The sequence below is a fragment of the uncultured Holdemanella sp. genome, from assembly GCF_934772795.1.
GTDB lineage: Bacteria > Bacillota_I > Bacilli_A > Erysipelotrichales > Erysipelotrichaceae > Holdemanella.
Genome location: NZ_CAKVMR010000007.1, coordinates 30,786 through 54,800 on the forward strand (window position 1 = coordinate 30,786; position 24,015 = coordinate 54,800).

10 protein-coding genes are annotated in these 24,015 nt (G+C 35.1%); 9 read left to right on the top strand and 1 reads right to left on the bottom strand.

The annotated features are described in order from the left end of the window. Positions 1–73 precede the first annotated feature (73 nt). The 3 genes from Q0F04_RS02845 to Q0F04_RS02855 all read left to right on the top strand — a co-directional run bounded on the left by Q0F04_RS02845 (position 74) and on the right by Q0F04_RS02855 (position 15,848). Complete coding sequence (locus Q0F04_RS02845; RefSeq protein ID WP_295749920.1) at positions 74–7,663, top strand: InlB B-repeat-containing protein; 7,590 nt, start codon at positions 74–76, stop codon at positions 7,661–7,663. A 184-nt stretch (positions 7,664–7,847) separates the two neighbouring features. Next, positions 7,848–13,823, top strand: coding sequence for an MBG domain-containing protein (locus Q0F04_RS02850; protein ID WP_295749922.1), 5,976 nt, complete (start codon positions 7,848–7,850; stop codon positions 13,821–13,823). A gap of 114 nt (positions 13,824–13,937) precedes the next feature. Next, complete coding sequence (locus Q0F04_RS02855; protein WP_295749924.1) at positions 13,938–15,848, top strand: diguanylate cyclase; 1,911 nt, start codon at positions 13,938–13,940, stop codon at positions 15,846–15,848. 14 nt (positions 15,849–15,862) lie between these two features. On the opposite strand, the gene rnhC is transcribed toward Q0F04_RS02855, so the two are convergent. Beyond that, a complete protein-coding gene (gene rnhC / locus Q0F04_RS02860; protein ID WP_295749926.1) occupies positions 15,863–16,711 on the bottom strand; it encodes a ribonuclease HIII in 849 nt (282 codons plus the stop codon). Positions 16,712–16,774: 63 nt separating this feature from the next. On the opposite strand from rnhC, the gene Q0F04_RS02865 reads away from it, so the two are divergent. The 6 genes from Q0F04_RS02865 to Q0F04_RS02890 are packed head-to-tail and all read left to right on the top strand — an operon-like array spanning position 16,775 to position 23,852. Continuing rightward, positions 16,775–19,087: a Smr/MutS family protein gene (locus Q0F04_RS02865; protein WP_295749928.1), complete on the top strand. Its 2,313-nt coding sequence runs from the start codon at positions 16,775–16,777 to the stop codon at positions 19,085–19,087. 8 nt (positions 19,088–19,095) lie between these two features. Continuing rightward, positions 19,096–20,853 carry an excinuclease ABC subunit UvrC gene (uvrC, locus tag Q0F04_RS02870; RefSeq protein ID WP_295749930.1) on the top strand — a complete coding sequence of 586 codons (1,758 nt, stop codon included), beginning with the start codon at positions 19,096–19,098 and terminating at the stop codon, positions 20,851–20,853. 35 nt (positions 20,854–20,888) lie between these two features. After that, positions 20,889–21,929, top strand: coding sequence for a D-alanyl-D-alanine carboxypeptidase family protein (locus tag Q0F04_RS02875; protein ID WP_295749932.1), 1,041 nt, complete (start codon positions 20,889–20,891; stop codon positions 21,927–21,929). Between the two features lie 8 nt (positions 21,930–21,937). Further along, positions 21,938–22,405, top strand: a complete 468-nt coding sequence (locus Q0F04_RS02880; protein ID WP_295749934.1) for a metallophosphoesterase — start codon at positions 21,938–21,940, stop codon at positions 22,403–22,405. Between the two features lie 18 nt (positions 22,406–22,423). Continuing rightward, positions 22,424–23,098: a UDP-N-acetylglucosamine pyrophosphorylase gene (locus Q0F04_RS02885; RefSeq protein WP_295749935.1), complete on the top strand. Its 675-nt coding sequence runs from the start codon at positions 22,424–22,426 to the stop codon at positions 23,096–23,098. Between the two features lie 52 nt (positions 23,099–23,150). Beyond that, complete coding sequence (locus Q0F04_RS02890; protein WP_117571291.1) at positions 23,151–23,852, top strand: biosynthetic peptidoglycan transglycosylase; 702 nt, start codon at positions 23,151–23,153, stop codon at positions 23,850–23,852. Positions 23,853–24,015 lie beyond the last annotated feature (163 nt).

Consider the following 24,015-nt stretch of genomic DNA (forward strand, 5'->3'; position numbering starts at 1 on the left):
TTAATAATTTTATACTTTAGTTGTAGATGGGAAGGGTAACTATCTAAGAATAGAAAAGGAGGAAAAATTGAATATGTTGAAGAACTTGAAGAGAGCATCGGCGATCATGTTGTCGCTTGCGATGGCTGTTCAGTTCGGATTGGCAGATACTTACTATGCGAATACTCTATCAGAAGAACCAATAATAGAAGAAACCCAAGAACAAGAACCGGTAACGGTTGAAGATACTTCGCAGCAAGTGGCTGTCGAACAAACTGAAATGCCTGCAACAGATGCAGAGGAAGAGTTTGTACAAGGGCCCGAAACAAAGTCTGTAACATTAAGTTATGTAGCCCAAGATGGAACAATATTAAGAGATGCTACCACTCATGAGTATGAGATCGATTACAACTTGAATTCGGATGCTAGTGTGATGTTGAATTTTGATGGTTATACCCTAAAAGATGTAGTTATGAATGATTCACAAGTCGTAGCTGCAGCCCAGGCAAATTTAAATGTGACTTCAGATTTGACAAGTGTGAAATTTGTTTACCAGAAGGTAATTACAGAATCGCACCCAGAAGCAAATGAAGCTCAAGAAGAAAACAAAACTGAAGAAAAAACAGAAGAAGATGCTGAGGCAGACCCAGAAGCGAAGGAAGAATTACCAGAGTATCCTGCATTTGATATGAGTGCTACAGCTGGAAACGTAACCGTTCATGTAACGGCGGCCGAAGGTGTTTTACCGAGTGGTGCACAATTAATCGTTAAGCGTGTTACAAGAAAAGCTATTTTGAACGCTGTTGAAGAAACAGTTACGGAAAAGGATAAAGAGGTTGATTCAGCTATAGCTCTGGATATTACGATCGTGAATGCAGATGGTATCGAAATTCAACCAAATGGAATTGTTAATGTTAGCTTTGAAAATGTAGCAGTTGGTGGTGAAGAAGTAAATATTTACCATGTTACTGATGATGCAAGTACAGTAACAGAGGTTGCTGCAAATACACAAAGCTTTGATGCAAATCACTTCTCAATTTATGTTATTACGGGTGAAAAGAAAGTCGAATTGACAACATTTAACTTTGTTGCCGAAGGTAATAAAGTAAGTACACAAATCGTTAAAACGGGTGATACATTGATTACTCCAACGGCTCCAGATATTGCTGGAAAAGCATTTGTGGAATGGCAAGAAAATGGAACTAAGTTTGATGGTTTTGGTGAACAGACAATTACAAAGACTGAAACTCGTACAATTACTGCAAAATACGAAGACGCATTATATGTTTACTTCTATAATCCAGAAGGAACACAGATCATGCGTACAGAAAAGGTTGCAGACCACAAAGGTCATGATTACTCAAGTGTATCATATGATGTTGACGCAACTCACAAATTAGTTGGTTGGGCAGCTGAAGTAAATGGTACAAAAGATATCGCAAAAAATATTACAGTTCCAGATGGAAGTACTTCTGTAAATGTATATGCGATTATTAAAGAAGGTTATTGGGTAACTTTTGATTCTGATGGTGGAAGTGCAATTGATTCTCAATTCGTATTTGACAAAATCTCTCTAAATGATCAAACAACACCTACAAAGCCTGGTTACACATTTGATGGTTGGTATGATGGCGAATCAAAAGTAGAGAATGGCACAGAAATCAAGAAACCGATAACTTTAAAGGCTCATTGGAAAGCAAAAGAAGTTAGCTATACAGTTATTCACTGGTGGGAAAATGCCGATGATGATGGATATTCATTCCATGTATCTGAAAACAAAACTGGTCTTACTGGAACAGAAGCAAATGCAAAGGCAAAATCTTATGAAGGATTTACTGCACAGCCAGTTACTAAAAAGATAATTAAGGGTGATGGCTCTACAATCGTTAGTGTTTACTATAAGAGAAATGTGTATGATGTTAAGTTCTACAGTTTTTCATCTTGGTATACACCTTCAGAAGAGTATACGAATTTAAGAATTACTGCAAAATATGGTCAAGATATTAGTAAAAAATGGCCAACTTATAGTAATAGTTCAACATGGAGTACTACAAATGGCAATGGTCCGTACCAAGCTAATATTGCAACGATGCCTTTAGGTGGAGCTAAATTTTATGGACCTTTAATTCGACAGGGCAGTGAATCTGCATCCTACTATGTAGAAGTATTACCTGGTGAAAATGGCACATTGGTAAATGGTATTTACTATAAATTAGATCACACAGATACTACTCCAGGTACTGGATACAGTATTACTGAAGAAGATCAATATCCATTAAAAGGATTTACTTTTAAGAAAGATATTAGTTCGAAAATTGGTAAAAAATATAATGGAGCTAAGTTCTACTATACACGTAATTCTTATAACTTGAAGTTTATCAACAATGGTAAACAAGATAAGACAGTTACTAAGAAGTATGAACAAAGTATTTCAAGTGAGAACTATACACCTACAAGACCTAGTTCACTTCCAGAATATTATGTATTTGATGGATGGTATGAAAACGAACTTTGTGAAGGTGAAGCATATAACTTTACTGGTAAGAAGATGCCAGCTCAAAATGTAACGTTATACGCAAAGTGGACGGCTTCTGATGTTAAGTTAACTTATAACTTGAATAATCCTGAGGGTACAGTAGCTAAGGATACTAAGAAGGTTGAAGCTGGTACAGTAGCTAATACAGTATTACCAAGTATTCCAACAATCAATGAATACTCATTTGCGGGTTGGTATTATGCAGATGGTAATGGAAATATTACTTCTGAAGTATTCAATACAAATAACACAATTACTAGAGATACAAGTATCGTTGGTAAATGGTTGTACAAAGGTGAATTAAGAGTTGTTTATGATCCTGGTACTGAAAAGGATGTAACGGTTCCTACAGATGATAAGGTTTATGCTGGTGGAGCTAAGGTTACCGTAGCTGGTAATGCAACGACTACTGAAAATATGAAGTTCTTAGGTTGGGAATTAAATGGAAATATTTATAAGCCTGGACAATCATTTGAAGTAAACAAGGACATTGCGAATAAGGATAATCAGATTATTTTAACGGCAACTTGGGGTAATGCAGAAACTTCTACAACATTGACTTATGATCCTGGCAATGGAATTGGTACAGCTAAAAGAGTTGATGTCATGAATAATGAGGCAGTAGCAATTGAAGCTCATGATTCTGATGTATTAGGCTTTACTGCTCCAGTAGAAGAAGGTAAAGAATACTACTTTGCAGGTTGGGCTGATTCTAGTACAGGAAATGCAACTTATGCAGATGGACAAACAATCAATATTGATGCGAATGGTGAAAACGTTCTATATGCAGTTTGGGTTGAAAAAGCCAAGATTACAGTTGTAGCTAAGAGTGATGAAGTTACTTATGATGGAAATAATCATGTAGTAGATGGATTTAACTCATTGACAATTGATGGTTATACAGTATCTGGATTAAGCGCATCTGTTAATGGTACTGATGCTGGTACTTATAACAATGTAATTACTGGTGAAGCAACAGTTACTAAGGATGGTAAAGATGTTACGGATCGAGTTGTTGTTACAAAACAAAACGGAACTTTAACAATCAAAAAACGTCAAGTTACACTAACTAGTGAAGGTGGTTCTAAGACTTATGATGGAACTGCATTAACTAAACCAGATGTAGCAATTGGTGGTTTAGGATTTGTAAATGGTGAAGTAAAAGATATTAAAGCTACTGGATCTGTTACTAATGTTAGTGATGGTGAAGTAACAAATACAATTACTTATACTGCAAACGAAAAATTCAATGAAAATAACTATCAGATTACTAAGACTGAAGGTAAGTTAAGTATTACGGCAGTGGAAGCTGAAGTTAAAGTTCAAATCGTTGGTGCAACTGATACAGTTGGATATGATGGTAATGAACATCGAGTTGAAGGCTATACAGTTACAATTAATAATGATAAATATCATGAAGCAGATTTCACATTTAGTGGAAATAAGGTTGCTAAAGGTACAGATGCTGGTACATATAACATGGGAATGGCTGCTGAACAGTTTAAAAATAACAGTTCTAACTTTAGTAATGTAACATTTACAGTAACAGACGGATATTTGGTGATTACGCCTAAGTCAATTAATACAGAAGATCAAAAAATCAAAGTTAGTGATCCTCAAGGTCATGTATATGATGGTAATCCACATCAAGAAGTACTTGTTGTTAGAGATGCTGAGTTAGACAAGACATTAGAATCTGGAAAGGATTATGATGTAGCTTATTCAACAACAGACTTTACAAATGTTGGTGAAATCACAATTACAATTACTGGTAAAGGCAACTATGTTGGTACAGTAAATAAAACTTACTCTATCACGAAACGTCAAGTCAAATTAACTAGTGAAGGTGGTTCTAAGACTTATGATGGTACTCCATTAACAAGACCGAATGTAACAGTTGGTGGTAATGGATTTGTTAAGGATGAAGTAACTAGTGTTCAAGCAATTGGAACTGTAACTGAAGTAAAAGATAGTCCAGTAACAAATGCAATTGAATATACAGTTGGTACTAAATTTAATATTAATAACTATGACATTTCTAAGAATGAAGGTACATTGAGTATTATACCTAAGTCAATTAATCCGGATGATCAAAATATGTCAGTTAGTGATCCACAAGGTCATGTATATGATGGACTTGAACATAAGGAAGTATTAGAAGTCAAAGATATTTTTAGAGATGTAATTTTATCAGCTGAAACAGATTATGATGCAACGTATTCAACAACAGACTTTACAAATGTTGGTGAAATCACGATCACAATTACTGGTAAAGGTAACTATACTGGAACATTTGATAGAACTTATAAAATTACTCCAGCTACATTGACAGTAACAATGCCAAGCGCAAATAAGGTTTATGATGGTACTCCATTAAAAGCTGAAGGAACAATCAGTGGATTTGTAAACAAAGAAACTGCAACATTTACTACTACAGGTAGTCAGACAGAAGTTGGAAATTCTAAGAATGCATATTCAATCGAATGGAATGGAACAGCTAAATCTACTAACTATCAAATTAGTGAAACAGTTGGAACGTTAACAGTAACTGAAAATGAAAATGAAATCGTAGTTACAACAAAACATTCTTCATATACATACGATGGATTAGCTCATGGTACTGAAGTTACAGTTAGTGCTCTACCAACAGGATATTCTTTAGACAAAGCAACATCGAGTGCTACTGCTACGGATGTAACAACTGCTAGAGAAGCAACATGTGATACATTAGTTATTAAGAATGCAGAAGGTAAAGATGTAACGAATAAGTTGAAGATTACGAAAGTTCCTGGTTCAATCACTATTACTCCAGCCACATTGACAGTAACAACGCCAAGCGCAAATAAGGTTTATGATGGTACTCCATTAACGGCTGAAGGCACAATCAGTGGATTTGTAAACAAAGAAACTGCAACATTTACTACTACAGGTAGTCAGACAGAAGTTGGAAATTCTAAGAATGCATATTCAATCAAATGGAATGAAACAGCTAAATCTACTAACTATCAAATTAGTGAAACAGTTGGAACGTTAACAGTAACTCAACAGTCTATTGATCCAAATGATCCTGATCATAAATACAATGGTGTTACAGTCAATAACCCAAGTAACGAAGTATATGATGGTAAGGAACACAAGTGGTCTCCTACAGTTGCAGATAAAGAAGGAAATGCATTGGTTGAAGGTACAGATTACGAAGTAGCTTATTCAACTGAAGATTTCACAAATGTAACTGGAACAATCACAGTAACAATTAGTGGTATTGGAAACTATACTGGAACAGTAACAAGAACTTATGAAATCACACCTAAGGCTTATACAGTAACAACAGAATCTGCAAATAAGGTTTATGATGGAACTGCATTAACAGCTGGTGGTAAGATTGAAGGTATCGTGGATGGTGAAGATGTTGAATTCAAGGTAACTGGTTCTCAGACAAACAAGGGTACTTCTAAGAATACTTATAGTTTGAAGTGGAATGGATCAGCTATTGAAACAAACTACGCATTAGCTAGTGAATCAATTGGTGATTTAACAGTAACTGAACAGACAATCGATCCTGGTGAAGATCCAGAAAAACCAAATCCTAACTATGATGGTGTTACAGTCAATAACCCAAGTGACGAAGTATATGATGGTAAGGAACACAAGTGGTCTCCTGCAGTTGCAGATAAAGAAGGAAATGCATTAGTTGAAGGTACAGATTACGAAGTAGCTTATTCAACTGAAGATTTCACAAATGTAACTGGAACAATCACAGTAACAATTAGTGGTATTGGAAACTATACTGGAACAGTAACAAGAACTTATGAAATCACACCTAAGGCTTATACAGTAACAACAGAATCTGCAAATAAGGTTTATGATGGAACTGCATTAACAGCTGGTGGTAAGATTGAAGGTATCGTGGATGGTGAAGATGTTGAATTCAAGGTAACTGGTTCTCAGACAAACAAGGGTACTTCTAAGAATACTTATAGTTTGAAGTGGAATGGATCAGCTATTGAAACAAACTACGCATTAGCTAGTGAATCAATTGGTGATTTAACAGTAATGTCTAAGTCAATTATTCCTGATGAGCCAGGTACTCCAGATGATAAGAAGACTGGTATTACGGTAAGTGATCCAAAAGATTCTAAGTATGATGGTCAAGAACACAGAGAAGTATTAACAGTTAAAGATACTAAGACTGGTAAAGATTTAATCGTGGATAAGGATTACACAGTAGTATATAGTGATGATTTAGTAAATGCTGGTACAGTAACTATTAAGGTTAGTGGATTAGGTAACTACAGTGGATCATTCACTAAGACTTACAAGATTACTAAGCGTTTAGTAACATTGACAAGTGCAACTGTAAGTAAGACTTATGATGGTCAAGCATTGACGAATACTTCTATCACAGTAAGTGGTGATGGATTCGTAGAAGGTGAAGGTGCTTCTTATGAGGTAACTGGAACTCAAACAGAGGTTGGAAATAGTGCTAACGCATTTGAATACAAATTAAATGAAAAGACATTAGCTTCTAACTATGACATTACTAAGGTTGTTGGTACATTAACAATTACAGCAGCTCCGGCTCCTGTAACTCCAAGTACTCCAACTCCAGTAAGTCCTCCTCCAGCAACACCTCGATACATTCAACAAGTAGTTCCTGCTCCAACTCCACAACAAGAGGAAGTTAAGAAGGAAAAGACTCCGAAGGCTGAGCCTAAGGAAGAAAAGGTTGAAAAGGAGAAGACGCCTAAGGCTAGACCAGAGAAATTCTGGGCATTAATCAACTTGATTTGTGCAATCGTTACGGTATTATTTGGATTGTTGTTGTTGATTTCTAAACGTCATAAGAATAAAGATGACGAAGAAGAGGATGATGAAACTAGACAACAAGCAGCTAACAAAGATGATGAAGAGAAAGAACAAGAAAAGAAACGTGGAGCATTCACTCGCGTACTTGCAGTTCTAATCGCAATCCTATCTGTCGTATTCTTCCTAGTTACTGAAGACATGAGTCTTCGTTGGACTTGGACAGATCAATGGACAATTTGGATGGTTGTTATTGGATTAGTACAAATCGTAGTATTCTTCGTAGGACGTAAATGGAAAAATGTTGATAACGATGATGAAGACGAACAGGCACAACAAGCTTAATGAAAGTCAATAATCACACAAAGGGGTAGCCTAGTGCTACTCCCTTTGTCGTGCCTTTTTTGCAAAAAATTCAAAAAAAACGAGTGATTAGTCATTATCTAACCGTAATATAACCATGTGAATTTTATACTTTTATCGCTAGATAGATTGGGAATACTATCATTTTTTTAAGGGAGGAATTCACATGCAGAAAAATTTAAAGAGAGCTTCTGCGATGATCTTGTCATTGGCAATGGCAGTTCAATTTGGGCTAACAGACTCTTATTACATTAATGCGAATGATGAGCAGCCTGTTGAAGAAACAAAACAAGCAGAGACAACAAAGGTTGATGAATCAAAGAATGAGCCAAAAACACCACAAGCAGATTCATCAGAGGATAATCAAGTGCAGACTGATGATGTAAATCAAGAAGAAAATCAGCAGTCTCAAGATGAAACAACAACTATAGAAAAGGTTACTGTAGAAATTTCTTATGTAACAGAAGAGGATGGATCAACTTTAATGGATTCATTAACAAATACATATGATGTTGGCTATAGATTGGATCAAGATTCAAATGTATTTAATACTAATCATGAGGAATATGTTTTAGATTATGCCATCATTAATAATGATGAGGGTAATAAGATCACAAAAGACCAAGCGAGTGAGAATGGCTTGTGTGTAGCGAGTGGTATGACAAGTGTGAAATTTGTTTATAAAAAGTCAACTGTTCAAAAGTCTCATAAAGCTAAAAAAGCTCAAGGAACAAAGATGGATTCTAAAGGAGAAGATGATTCTGAGGATGATATAGAAACGGCTTCTGATAGTGAAACTTACAAACTATATCATTATGCATTGATTCCTGGTAAATTGATGGATTCAACTGAAAGTGCTGATTCACGTTGGTTTGGAATAGGAGTTACTTCAATATCTGGAGTTAGCAATCCAAGTGGTTTAGAGTATGGTATTCAAAGTAATTTTACTTATAAACAAGAAGGAGTAGTTAAAACTTTATATCCTGACATTACTTATAATAGCAAAACTTACAAATATGCAGCTACAGGAAGCGAAAATGCTGATAAAGAGGGTTATTATACATTGATTCCTGCTCGTGTAATGATTGCAAATGGAGCTAATGCAGGAAACAATAGTTATAATCCTACAGCATCTGGAAAAACATATCATCAAGATTATACGATTGTAATGAATGAAAAAAATATTTACACAGTTACGTATAATGTGATGGATCCTGGAGAAACTACATATGGTGTATTAAATGATTATTCACAGCGTGTAGATGCAGGAACAAGTGAAAGTAGATTAAAGCAACCCGCATCGAAAGTGGTTCCAAACGAAAAAACTGATAGTGAAGGAAACAAATATACATTTAGTGGATGGTATAAAGATCAAGAATGTACAGTAAAAGCTAATTTTAATGGAAGTGTTACTGCGAATACAAACTATTATGGTAAATATGTAGCTGAAACATATACAGTAAAATATGACTCAAATGGTGGTTCAGCTGTAGCGGATAAAACATTGAAATATAATGATGTTGTTGATACTTCCCAAACACCAACAAAAGAAGGCTATATTTTTGATGGTTGGTATTATGGTAGTACAAAAGTAACTAATCAAAAGTATGCAAAATTAGCAGAGAGCGAAAAGAAAAAAGAAATCACATTAGTAGCACATTGGAAAGAAAATTTAAAAGCTTCGGCAAATCCAGTTGAAAAGACATATGATGGTAAATCATATGGTATTACCGTTACAACTAATGTGGAAAGTGCAACTATAAGATATTGGAATAAAAATACAGGTAAATATGATTTAACTAAAAGTCCTACAAAGAAAAATGTTACAAGAGATGCGGATGGAAACATTACATCATTAACAGTTAAATATAAAGTTTCAAAAGACGGATATAATACAGTTTATGGTGAAACAACTGTAAAAATCAATCCTGCACCAGTTACAGTCACAGCTGAAAATAAAACTAAAAAGTATGGAGAGACTGATCCTCAGTTAACAGCAAACGTAATTGGAAACTTTAATAATGATAAGATTGTTTATACATTATCAAGAGATGCTGGTGAAAATGTAGAAGATTACACAATTAATGTTACGGGTGAAGCAAATCAGGGTAACTATTCAGTTACTTATCAACCTGCCACGTTTACAATTACTGCATCTGATAAAATGACTCTTGACTCTACATTAAAAGGAGATAGTTTAACTAGAACTTATAATGGTGAAGCATTGTCTTCTACAGCTGAATGTAATGTGGAAGGTGCAACAATTGAATATTCTACAAACAATAAAGATTGGTCAACAGATGTTCCAAGCATCACTGATGTAGGTCAATTAAAAGTGTACGCAAGAGCAACTCATCCTAACTATGTAACAGCTACATGTGAATATACATTAAAAGTAACTCCAAAGGCAGTTATAGTTAAGGCAATTGATACTGGTAAAGTATATGGACAAAATGATCCTGAATTAACTGCAAGTGTAAATGGAGCCATTAATGGGGATACAATTATTTATACATTATCAAGAGTTGAAGGTGAAGATGCAGGAGATTACAAAATTACTGTTACTGGTGATGCAAATCAAGGTAATTACACTGTAACTTACCAACCTGGTACATTTACAATCACTGCATCGAACGCATTAACTTTAACGGCTAATAATCTTAAAAAAGAATATAACGGAGAGGCGTTGAATGGTGAGGTAAAAGCTTCTGTAACAGAAGGAACTACAATCAAATATTCAGTAAATGGTACGGATTGGACTACAGAGGTTCCAAGTATCACAGATGTAGATAAATTGATTGTTAAGGCTAAGGCTGAAAATCCAAATTATGAAACGGTTTATGCGAATTATACAATGGAAGTAACTCCTAAGACAGTTACAGTTACCGCAAATAATAGTGGTAAAACATATGGAGCTAAAGATCCTACATTAACAGCTACAGTTTCTGGAACATTGAATAATGATACTGTTGTTTATAGTCTTTCAAGAAAATCAGGAGAAAATGTTGGTACATATAAAATCACTGCCAAAGCAAAGACAAAACAAGGTAACTATGTAGTAACTTGCAATCCTGGAACATTTACAATTTCTAAATCGAATGATTTTAATTTGACTGCTAATTTAAATGCGGATAATCGTTCTAAAGAATATGATGGAAATGCATTGGTTGGTGGAGCAACCGCTTCAGTGATGGAAGGAACAACAATCAGTTATTCATTAGATGGCGGTACAACATGGACTACAGAAGTTCCAAGTATCACAAATGTAGGAACATTGAATGTTGTTGTGAAAGCAGAAAACGCAAATTACGAAACAAAAGAAGTTGAATATACATTAGAAGTAACTCCAAAGGCGGTTACAGTTAAGGCAAATGATAGTGGTAAAACATACGGAGCTGAAGAGCCAGCATTAACAGCCGCAGTTTCTGGAACATTGAATGATGATACGATTGATTACAGTGTTTCAAGAGATGCTGGTGAAGATGTAGGAGATTACAAAATTACTGTTACTGGTGAAGCAAATCAGGGTAACTACTCTGTATCTTATAAACCTGGTAAATTCACAATTAGTGCATCAAATGTAATGACTCTTGACTCTACATTAAAAGGAGATAGTTTAACTAGAACTTATAATGGTGAAGCATTGTCTTCTACAGCTGAATGTAATGTGGAAGGTGCAAAAATTGAATATTCTACAAACAATAAAGATTGGTCAACAGTTGTTCCAAGTATTAAAGATGTAGGTCAATTAAAAGTGTACGCAAGAGCAACTCATCCTAACTATGTAACTGCAACATGTGAATATACATTAGAAGTAACTCCTGCAGTCGTTACAGTTAAGGCTGATAATAAGACGAAGATTTATGGTACAAAAGATCCTGAGTTAACAGCCACAGTAACTGGAATAATTGGTGATGATAAGGTTATTTATACATTATCTAGAGCTAAAGGTGAAAATATTGGAGATCATGTGATCAACGTTACTGGTGATATGACTCAGGGTAACTATAAAGTTGAATATGCTCCGGGTACTTTAACGATTACTCGACAATCCATTGTGCCAGATCCTGAAAATCCAGATTCTTATAAGGGTGTTACAGTGAATTCGCCTAATGATAAAGAATATAATGGTAAAAATCAGACTTGGGTTCCTGAAGTGAAAGATGCGGATGGAAAGGCATTGAGTAGTTCAGACTATAAGGTTTCTTATGATAAAGAGGATCGTAAAAATGTAACTGGTACTATTACTGTCACAATTACAGGTACAGGTAATTATACAGGTACTGTAACTCGTACTTATCAAATTATACCTTGTTCTATTAAATTAACGAGTGCTGATGGTTCTAAGGTTTATGATGGTACTCCATTGAAAAAACCAAATGTTACAGTGACTGGTGAATTTGTCGAAGGTGAAGTAACGAATGTAGTGGCTATTGGTTCTGTAACAGAGGCTGGTAAGAGTGTTAAAAATACAATTGCGTATACAACTCATTCAAATAAGGGATTCAAAGAATCAAACTACAAGATTGAAAAATCTGAGGGTACTTTAACGATTATTCCACAATCTATTGTGCCAGATCCTGAAAATCCAGATTCTTATAAGGGTGTTAAAGTCAATGCGCCTAAGGATGTTGAATATGATGGCAAGGAACACAAGTGGTCTCCTGCAGTTGCAGATAAAGAAGGAAATGCATTAGTTGAAGGTACAGATTACGAAGTAGCTTATTCAACTGAAGATTTCACAAATGTAACTGGAACAATCACAGTAGCAATTAGTGGTATTGGAAACTACACTGGAACAGTAACACGTACTTATAAAGTAACTCCTAAGGAATATACAGTAACTACTGAATCTGCAACTAAGACTTATTCTGGTACTGCATTAACAGCTGGTGGTAAGGTTGAGGGTATTGTTTCTGGTGAAGAAGTAATTATTACTACAACGGGTAGTCAGACTGAAGTGGGTACTTCTAAGAATACTTACACATTGGAATGGAAATCAGCTGCTGAAACAAACTACACATTGGCTAAGGAATCTATTGGTGATTTAACAGTTAAAGCTAAATCTATCGTTCCTGATGATTCAGACAAGACGGGTATTACAGTAAGTGAACCAAGTGATTCTAAGTATGATGGTAAGGAACATAAAGAAGTATTAACCGTAACAGATACTAAGACTTCAAAAGAATTAGTAGCTGGAACAGATTACTCAGTAACTTACAGTTCAGATCTAGTAAATGCTGGTACAGTAACAATTAAGGTTGCTGGATTAGGAAACTACACAGGATCATTCACTAAGACTTATAAGATTACTAAGCGTTCTGTAACATTGACAAGTGCTACAGTAAGTAAGGTATATGATGGTAGTGCATTAACGAATACTTCTATTACAGTAAGTGGTGATGGATTCGTAGAAGGTGAAGGTGCTTCTTATGAGGTAACTGGAACTCAAACAGAGGTTGGAAATAGTGCTAACGCATTCGAATATAAATTGAATGAAAAGACATTAGCTTCTAACTATGACATTACTAAGGTTGTTGGTACATTAACAATTACAGCAGCTTCTACTCCTGTAACACCAAGTAGTCCAACTACACCAACAAATCCAGGGACTACAAATACATCAAGAATAACTGGAACAACAACTACACAAACAAGAACTCCTAGTACTCCAACAACTACAACTTCTGAAGCTTCTAAGGATGCAACAGATAAGGTGAAGAAGGAAAAGACTCCTAAGGAAGAAAAGGTTGAAGAATCTGCAACGCCAAAGGCTAAGCCAGAAAGCTTCTGGGCATTGATCAACTTGATTTGTGCTATTGTGACTGCATTATTTGGCTTATTGTTGTTGATTAGTAAACGTCATAAATCTGAAGATGAGGATGACGAAGAATATGAAACAATGGATGAAGAATCTAAAGAACAAGAAAAGAAACGTGGATTATTTACTCGTGTACTTGCCGTTCTAATCACAATTCTATCTATTGTATTCTTCCTAATTACTGAAGATATGAGTTTACCTTGGACTTGGACAGATCAATATACAATCTGGATGGTTGTCATTGGTGTTGTACAAATCGTGGTATTCTTTGTAGGACGTAAATGGAAAAATGTTGATGACGATGATGATTCTGAAGAATAATCACACAAAGGGGTAGCCTAGTGCTACTCCTTTTTGGTGTTGTTGGTTATTTTTCTTGTTGTAAACATTCGTTCACAAGGTATATAATTAATAGTGAATGTAAAGGAAATAGTTATGAAAAAACAATTAACTCAGTTTATGCCTACGCTTGTAGTTATGGTGTTGATACTGGCATTGACTGTCGCAACATACAATATTAGTTTAAGACAAGAAGAAGAGGAATGTTTTAGTCGGTTAGAAAATGCGAGTGAAACCATGGTTCAAAGCATTCAAAATCGTGTGAATGAGGATTTGAATTATTTGCGCTTGATAGGAAAAGATTTTTCAAATGACGATCATTTACCGACATATGAAGAATATCGAGATCGACTTAGTACTTTTGAAGATGTATCTTTGTTTGAACGTGTGGATTTATTGATGCAGAATAATACGTTATATACGATGCATGATAAGACTCAACAAATCTACTCCAATGAATTTTTGATATTGAATTCAAAGGCTGAATATATGGATCTAGTCCATACAGATACTTTGACAAATAAACGAAGTGTCAATTATTACGTGCCTATCCTACAAAATAAAACGGTTGTTGCCTATTTGGTAGGTGTACTTCAATGTGATACTTTGGATGAGCAATTTTATACAAAGATATTGAATGGAAAGACACACAACCTAATTATTGATACAACGGATGGTCAGGTCGTGATGGATAATCAAGATATACTTGATTATGATATTTCTACTACAAATGGATATAAATTATTGTCACCAAAGAAAAATGTTTTGAAACAAATCCATTCTTTAAAATCAGGGGCCGTCGCTTTTGAAAAAGAGGGTAATAAGAAATATCTCATTTATAAACCGGTCAAAATATACAATTGGGAACTATTAATTACTATAGACGAAGAGGATGCTTTTGCGAGTGCTCTAACACTGAAAAAGAATTATATGGTCATGGTCATTTGTGAAATCTTAATTCTTTTACTGTATTGTGGATTCTATATCACAAAAGTTCGTAGAATGTCTAAAAAATCCAATGAACTTACTGAAGATTTAAATGTATCCAATACATTGATTCAATGTGTTCGAAAATTATCGAATGATCTATATAAAGAAAGTACGATTGATGAAATTCTTCAAATTATTTGTGAGTTCTATCAAGCCGAAAGATGTTATGTATTAGATTTGGATATGGACAATAAAAAGGTAAATGGCATCTATGAATATGGAAAACGACATGATGACATTCATATTGAGAACATGGTTCGTTTGTGTTTAGAACATATGGATTTAGTGAATCAATTCTTTGAAAACCAAAAATCTTATTATATTGAAGATGTGGCTCGTGAAATACCTTCTACAAGTCCATTGTATTTGAGTTTTATTCAACAAAAGATTCAAAGTATTATCGTTGTACCATTTATGGATAATCAAAAAATCAAAGGTGTTTTTGCGGTAGACAACCCAAAACAGAACTACTACCAAAAAGATTTCTTAGAATCTTTATGTTTCTTTATTAAAACAGCTATGGCAAGAGAAAAAGAGAAGACAAGATTAAAGAATTTAAGTTATGTCGATTCTTTGACTTATGCGCAAAACCGCAATCATTTTAATGAATATATTGAACAAAATAAAAATATAGAACTCCATTCTTTAGGTGTCGTTTACTTAGATTTAAATGGACTTAAAGAAATCAATGATAAAATGGGACATATCGCAGGAGATACACTCATCATTTCCGCATCGTGTGCGCTACAAGAAATCTTCTTAGACAATTCTTATCGTATAGGAGGAGATGAATTTGTGGTCATTGAACAAGATGTATCCGAACTCTTATTCTTTGATCAATATTCAAAATTATTGAAACGCATGAAAGAACTAGAAATCAGTGTTGCGACAGGTTGTGTATGGAAAGAAACTTGTTCAAATCTTTCTGAAATTCTACAAGAAGCCGATCATAAGATGTATGAAGATAAAAAGCGTTATTATTCTTTAGCTGAAAATGATCGAAGAAAAAGACGATAAAAAAAGATTGGAAATCAAACTCCAATCTTCTGTGTATTTTTGAAATGAAGCTTTGCCACTTGGTAAAGCTTTTCTTTTCCAAATTTTTGTACGAATTTCTTGCCACACACATCCACCTTGCTTCCAGCACCCTTCTCAAATTTGAAATTATATTTTTTTTCCATTAAATCCCACGTTTCTAGAAAAGCATTTCTTGCCAGGATACTCGCACAAGCGACGGCCAGGTATTTGTTTTCGGCCTTGGTTTCAAATGTGATGCCTCTAATAACTTCAGGAAAGCCTTGTAAGTAGCGATAATAGCTTTTTTCCTGCACAAATTGATCAATAACGATCTGCTTAGGAAGCGTATATCCTTTATGCACCAAATTAACATAAGCTTGGTTATGCAGACGACACTTCATATCCACCATGTTACAAGTATCATGCATATCATTATATTTTGAATTGGGAACAATCAAAATACTATGTGGACACACTTCCTTAATAATAGGTGCTAACTTACGAATTTTTACATCATCCACTTGTTTTGAATCTTGAATGCCAAGATGTGCTAGTTTTTCTCGAGCCTCTTTTGTGACGATGCAGCTAGCCACTACAACTGGACCAAAATAATCACCCGTACCTACTTCATCACTGCCTGCTTGATCTTGAGCTTCTGTATGCGTTTGTGTTGGTTCTAACCAAGAAAGATCAGCTCCCTGAAATACAACTTTACCACTTGTGTAAGCCGTGATGGAACATTCTTTCGTCTTGATTTGATAGTACGTATATTGCGGCGTACTCTCTTTTAATATAAATGGAGATAATCGATCTTTTAATTGATAGATCTCCTCTTTTGTCATATTCTTTGTCAATGTTGCCATTTTAATCACCTTATTTAGTTTACCATAAATTTTGTGTTAAAATAGGTAAGAACGGAGTGTTTTATGGAACAAAATTTTAGAAACGAATTAAACCAGGCCATTGATTTCTCAAGTGTATTAACACAAATCTCTGCATTTTCCAGCTTTTCTTGTGCCAAAGAAAAGATTTTAAATGCGCTGCCTGTATTTGATAAATTAGAAATACAAGAACAATTAAACTATGCCAAAGAAGCCATTCAGTTTGAACAAGCCGGAGGCTTACTTTCTTTATCCGGAGCGAATGATATTTCTTTACCGGTCTCAAAAGCCTCGAAACAAATGACACTAACAAGTAAAGAATTAATTTCCATCTACCATTTTTTAACAGCTGTTAAACAAGCCAAACAAAGCCTAGATGGAGCTGATTATCCAGAACTGACAAATCTAGCTCAATCTATGGATGGATGTACACGCTTGATGGATTCAATTATCTCAAAAATCGATTTAACAGGATCAGTTAAAGAAGATGCGACACCTGCATTAAAAAGTATGCATAAGGCATTGGTGGATACGCGTTTAGCTTTACAATCAAAATCAAGACAGTTTTTAAAGAAGAACAGTTCAAAACTTATGGAAAATATGACCACAACTGTATCTGGACGTGTTGTCGTCTTGGTTCGTGCCCAAGATAAAAATGCCTTTGGCGGTATGATTCACGGACAATCTAGTTCGGGACTTGCCTATTATGTAGAACCATCCAGCTTTGTAGCGGATAATAATGAGATTTCTTCTTTGATGATTCGTATTGAAGAAGAAAAGAAACGAATCTGTAAAGAATTGTCTTTGCAGGTCAAGAAAAATGCGTTGGCTTTGACTTCGGCATTAGAAACATTAACCGTGATCGATGTAGCTTTCACAAAGGCAAAATGGGCGGTGCGCTATGATGGATGCATTCCATCTTTACAATCTAGAGATCACTCGATGTATTTAGAACATGCCAAACATCCTTTGATTGATGAAAAGAAAGTGGTTTGTAACACATATGAATTAAGTGATAAACAAGCCTGCCTTATGATTTCAGGACCCAACATGGGTGGTAAGACCGTCACATTAAAGACAATAGGTCTATTTGTGGCTTTAGCCCATGCAGCTTTTCCAGTATTGTGTCATAAAGCCATTCTACCATTCTATCAATCCATGTATTTTGACATTGGAGATCATCAATCCATTGAAAACAACTTATCGACTTTCTCAAGTCATATTTCTCGCCTTTCTACTATTTGTCAGAAGAGTGATGAGAATAGCTTTATCTTATTGGATGAAATTGGAAATGGTACCGATCCATTAGAAGGTGCCAGCCTTGCGGTTGCGATTTTAGAGTATTTGATCTCAAAAAGAAGTACGATCATTACTTCAACCCACTATTCGCAAGTAAAAACATATGGAAAAGCCAATGATTCTGTATTAGTATCAAGTGTTGAGTTTAATCCAGAAACATTAAAACCAACTTATAAATATATTCCTGGTGTATCTGGTGCTAGTTATGCCTTCCATATTGCCAGAGAATACAATTTGGAACAGTCCATCTTAAAAAGAGCGGATTTTTTAAAGAATGAAAATGAAAAACAGACCGAAAAAGAATTGGAGAAATTAGAAAAACTTCAAAATGATGTCTTGAAACAAAAAGAGCGTTTTAATCAGTTGATTGAAGATGCGCATCGTGTTCAAAAAAAGGCTTACGAAAAAGAAAAAGAAATCGAAAAGCGTAAGGCAGAACTGGATGCGTCGTATCAAGAACAGTTGAATGAGATGCTTGAAAAGAAAAAGGCAGAGGCCAAAGAAATTTTAACTGTGCTTCGTAAAGAAAAGACGGGTAAGCAGCATAAACAGATTGAAAAGATGCATGAATTGGATCTTTTAAATGAACATGTGGATGAGGTTGAAGAAGAAAAGAAAGAATTTAAGGTTGGCGATTATGTAAAAATCACAGGCTTGAATTCGCATGGTGAAATTGTGGATATTCGAAGAAATGAAGCTACCGTTTTAACGAATGGTATGAAGATGAAGGTGAAGATTTCAAAGTTGGAGCCTATGCATAAGCCACAAATCCAAAAAACAAGTTATAAAGCGCATGTAGAATCGTTATCCAGTCGTTTTCCTTTAGAATTAAATCTAATTGGAATGCGTGTTGAAGAAGGAATTGCCGCTTTAGATAAATATTTAGATCAAGCTGTTGTGAAACACATTAAACAAGTACGCATCATTCATGGTATGGGTACGGGTGCTTTGCGTACAGCTGTTTGGAAGGATTTAAAGAAACAGCCGAATGTTTCTAAATTTAACAGTGCCGGTCCAAGTGAAGGTGGACTTGGGGCTACGATTGTTATATTAAAGTAGGGGATAAAATGAGTGTTTCTAAACATCTACAAGATAAATTAGCCTTACTTCCAGATTCTCCTGGTTGTTACATCATGAAAGATGAAAATCAGAATATATTGTATGTGGGAAAGGCCAAAGTATTAAAGAATCGTGTGCGTTCTTATTTTCATGGTACCCACAACAATAAAACGACGCGTTTAGTGTCGCATATTCGTGATTTTGAATTTATTGTGACGGGCAGTGAAAAAGAGGCTTTATTATTAGAGATCAATTTAATTAAAAAGCATACGCCACCTTACAACATCATGTTTATGGATGATAAGACATATCCATATATTGAGATCACAAAAGAGAATAATTTTGTGGTGCGTACAACACGTAATATCAAGAATAAAAAGAGTGAGTATTTTGGTCCTTATCCAAGTAGTCAATCGGCTTATGAAATCGTGAGATTGATCAATCAGATCTTTTGCGTACGTAAATGTCGTCATATTCCGGATACGCCATGTTTGTACTATCATATGCACCAATGTCTAGGTCCTTGTATAAATGAGGTGGATCCTAAGGAAAATGAAAAGATACGTAAAAAGATAAAGAAATTTTTGCAGGGAGACACTAAAGAGGTCATGGATTCTTTGCAGGCAAAAATGATGGAGGCCAGTGAAAACTTGCAGTTTGAAAAGGCGCAGGAAATCTATAATACGATCCAAGCGTTAGAGCATGTGATTGAAAAACAAACGATTGACTTTAAAGATCGTGCGAATCGTGATGTGTTTGGATATTATGTGGATTCGGGATACATTTCTTTTCAAGGGTTCTTTATTCGTCAAGGGAAATTGTTGGAAAGAAATATGTCGATTACGCCATTGTATGAAGATGAGATGGATGCCTTTACTAGCTTTATCATGCAGTATTATGAAAAGAATGTAGTGCCAAAAGAAATCTTGGTGCCATCTGGAACGCCGGTGGATGTTTTAAAGGAAGCTTTAAATACAAATGTGCATATTCCAATTCGTGGGGAAAAGAAGAAATTGATTGATTTAGTCTATAAAAATGCCAAGGAAGCCCATGAACAGAAGTTTAAGCTTGTATTTCGTAAGGATAATGAGTTGCGTCAGGCCAATGAAATGTTGTCAAAAATATTTAATGCGGATATTCATACGGTAGAAATGTTTGATAACTCTCACATTCAAGGTACGTTTAATGTCAGTGGTTTGGTTGTCTTTAAGGATGGCTTGCCCGATAAGAATTCGTATCGCCATTATAAATTAGATGGATATCGAAGTGATGTGGACAGCATGAAAGAAGTCATTTATCGACGATATTTTCGCTTGTTGAAAGAACATTTACCGATGCCCGATTTATTATTGGTGGATGGTGGTGCTGCACAAATTGCGGCGGCCAAAGAAATTATAGATATGTTGCAGCTTGATTTAAGAGTGGCTGGTTTAGTAAAGGATGATAAGCATGCGACAAGAGCTTTGATGGATGTGAATTTAAATGAGATTCCAATTGATTCTAAGTCGAGCTTATTCTTCTTATTAACTCGTATGCAGGATGAGGTGCATCGCTTTGCGATTACATATCATAGAAAGCTTCGTGATCAGTCTATGACAAAATCTGTATTGGATACGGTGAGTGGTATTGGTCCTAAGCGTAAAAAGGAATTGTTGAAGCATTTCAAGAGTATGAAACAAATGCGACAGGCAAGTGTAGACGAGTTGAGTGAAGTGATTCCTGAAGATGTGGCTAAGATTCTATATGCTCGTTTGCATGAGAATTAATAGTCTAGTATAATGGGGTGCGTGAGGTACTTATTTTGATTAGTAAAAAAGAATTGCGAGCACGTGTTCTATTGATTGTGGTTTGTCTAGCGGTAGGCCTATATTGTCTATATACAATGGATAAATCGTATGATCCTTTAGCTCGATATCCTTATACAACCGATGAAAATCGTGATGTTTTATTAAAATATCTAGATAGTGATGATATTGATTATTTGGTGAATCAACATATTACGCCGGATAAATTTATGGATTTTATTGAGTTGAAAGATTTCAATTTGAAAAACACGTTATATTATAAAGAAGCCAAAGAAACGCAGGATGCGGATAATGAATATATCGTCAATTTTGTGAATCGTTTTCGAAAGAATTTTTCGTATGATTCTTTAAAACAATTGTTGATGCACTATTCATATATCGATTTAACGACATTCTATGAAAATGAGGCTGTATTATATTCAGATTTAAGATTGATTGCCGATCCAACCAATCCATATGTCATATTAAATCAGGAGAATACGGTATATAAGTATATACCAGAAAAGATTACGACATTTAATACTGTTTTTGTCCAAACATGCATGGTCGAAGATCTAACGAATATGTTAGATTCGTATGCGTCGGTTATGGATGGACAGGATCATTTGAATTTGATCAGTGGATATTTGAATTATGAACAAATTCTAGATCAATATGTCAATGCATCCAAAGAATATGAGGGTGTTGACCACTATATGTTTAGTGCCGGTAAAAATGAGCAGCAACTCGGGTATACGATCGTATTAGAGGGGCAGGATGAATGGATCAATCTTTGTAAGCAATATGTCGATGATGAATATGATTATTCAAAAGTCGAAGAAGAATTGTCTGAAGAAAGTAAGAAGCGTATGGAATGGCTTGAAGAAAATGCGTATCGTTATGGTTTTGTGGTTCGTTACCAACAAGAGCAGGAAAAGAAGACGGGACATTGGTATCAGCCTTTTATGCTTCGGTATGTGGGTGAAAAAACCGCAAAATTAATGCATGATAGTGGTAAGGGCATGGAACAAATGTCATTTCCGGATGAATTGGAGTAAAAGATTTTATGAAAATAGTTGTTGTGAGTGATTCTCATGGAAGAAACGATATATTAAAAACGATCCAGGAAAAACATCCGGATGCGAAATTGTTTATTCATTGTGGTGACTTAGAGGATGATCCGATGAATTATCCGGGTTATATTATTGTGCGTGGAAACAATGATTATTTTGGTCGTTTTGAGAATGAAAGAATCATACCGATTGGTAAACATCAAATTTATGTAACGCATTCGCATCGCTTTTCTTATTTTTCAAGGTACGAACAAATGGCAAATCGCGCTAAAGAGTTAGGGTGTGACATAGTATGTTTTGGCCATACACACGTATCTTATTTGGATAAAGTCGATGGGGTTGTGTTATTGAATCCAGGATCTTTATCGCATTCAAGAGATGGTAAGCCATGTAGCTATGCGATTTTAGATATAAATGAAAATAACGTTCAGGTTGAATTTAAATTTGAGCCTGAGTGGTAAGAAAGAGGGAAAGTAATTATGTACAAAATAAGTGAATTATATGATTTAGATCATACTTTGGCAAAGGATTATTTAGCACAGTTTGAATATCCTTGGCAAGCTTTGTCAGGAATCAAAGAATTGATTTTAGAACTAGGTAAAAACCTAGGAGAAGATTATGTGGAAGTTAAAGAGCATGTATGGGTACACAAGAGTGCCCATGTCTTTGAAAGTGCATATCTAGGAGCTCCATGTATCATTGGTCCTGAAACAGAGGTTCGTCATTGTGCTTTTGTGCGCGGAAGTGCTTTAGTAGGAGCTAATTGTGTGGTTGGAAATAGTGTGGAATTAAAGAACTGCATTTTATTTGATAATGTAGAAACACCTCACTATAACTATGTTGGAGATAGTATTCTTGGATATCATTCTCACTTGGGTGCTGGTGGTATCACTAGTAATTTAAAGAGTGCTCGTGACAATATCATCTTAAGAAGAAAAGATGAAAATTATAATGTGGTTGAAGAATTTGAGACTGGATTAAGAAAAATCGGTGCCTTTATGGGTGACTATGTAGAAGTTGGATGTAACTCTGTACTTTGTCCAGGAACGATTATTGGTCCTCACACAAATGTATATCCATTATCTCGTGTGCGTGGTCAGATTGCGGCAAATTCAATCTTCAAAGATGATTCACATGTGACTTTAAAGGATTAATCTTACGGACTTGTAATTTTACAAGTTCTTTTCTTTGTGTTAATGTGTAGTTATGAAAAAGTTTGTTAAGTTTATATTTAAATTATTATTAATCTTAATTATTGCCTTTGTAGGCATCTTTTTTGGCAAAGGATATTGGGGTTATTTAGAACTCACACAATCTCAATCTGTGGATGATGTGGTAAGTGAAGTTACATCCAGATCTACTTTTGTAGGTTATGATGATCTATCACCTGAACTTGTAAGGGCAACGGTTGCGATAGAGGATCGTCGTTTTTATGATCATGGTGGCGTCGACTATATTGGGCTTATGCGTGCATTAGTATCTCAATTTGATGATGATCTATTAAAGAGTGGTGGTTCTACGATTACGCAGCAACTCGCTAAAAACTTATATGGCATGTTTGATGGTACGTGGGATCGTAAAAGTACAGAATTATTTGTGGCTCGTTATTTGGAGAAGCATTATTCAAAAAATGAAATTATTGCCTTATATGTAAATGTGATCAATTATGGAAATAACTATACAGGTATCTATGAAGCAAGTTATGGTTATTTTGATACAGATCCTGAAGATCTGACCATAGCTCAGGCTTCTTTACTGGCAGGAATTCCCCAATCGCCAAACAATTATGAATTAGTTTATCATTTTACCCAAGCCAAACAAAAACAATATGCCGTATTAAAGGCAATGGCTGAGTGTGGCTATATTTCAGAGAGTGATATTGCGACGTATTATAATGCATCTGTTTAGGATGCATTTTTTTGAATTAGATTTTAGTGGCTTTTTTAAAAAAATCCTTGCATGGCATTCTATCTTTTGGTATAATAGTCAAGCAATGCCCGGGTGGTGAAATTGGTAGACGCAGTGGACTCAAAATCCACCGGTAGCGATACCGTGCCGGTTCGAGTCCGGC

Excerpts from the sequence above, each read along its gene's own strand:
- Q0F04_RS02885 (WP_295749935.1), top strand. The coding sequence starts at position 22,424 with ATGTACAAAATAAGTGAATTATATGATTTAGATCATACTTTGGCAAAG.
- Q0F04_RS02880 (WP_295749934.1), top strand. The coding sequence starts at position 21,938 with ATGAAAATAGTTGTTGTGAGTGATTCTCATGGAAGAAACGATATATTA.
- rnhC (WP_295749926.1), bottom strand. The coding sequence starts at position 16,711 with ATGGCAACATTGACAAAGAATATGACAAAAGAGGAGATCTATCAATTA.
- uvrC (WP_295749930.1), top strand. The coding sequence starts at position 19,096 with ATGAGTGTTTCTAAACATCTACAAGATAAATTAGCCTTACTTCCAGAT.
- Q0F04_RS02850 (WP_295749922.1), top strand. The coding sequence starts at position 7,848 with ATGCAGAAAAATTTAAAGAGAGCTTCTGCGATGATCTTGTCATTGGCA.
- Q0F04_RS02890 (WP_117571291.1), top strand. The coding sequence starts at position 23,151 with ATGAAAAAGTTTGTTAAGTTTATATTTAAATTATTATTAATCTTAATT.
- Q0F04_RS02845 (WP_295749920.1), top strand. The coding sequence starts at position 74 with ATGTTGAAGAACTTGAAGAGAGCATCGGCGATCATGTTGTCGCTTGCG.
- Q0F04_RS02865 (WP_295749928.1), top strand. The coding sequence starts at position 16,775 with ATGGAACAAAATTTTAGAAACGAATTAAACCAGGCCATTGATTTCTCA.
- Q0F04_RS02855 (WP_295749924.1), top strand. The coding sequence starts at position 13,938 with ATGAAAAAACAATTAACTCAGTTTATGCCTACGCTTGTAGTTATGGTG.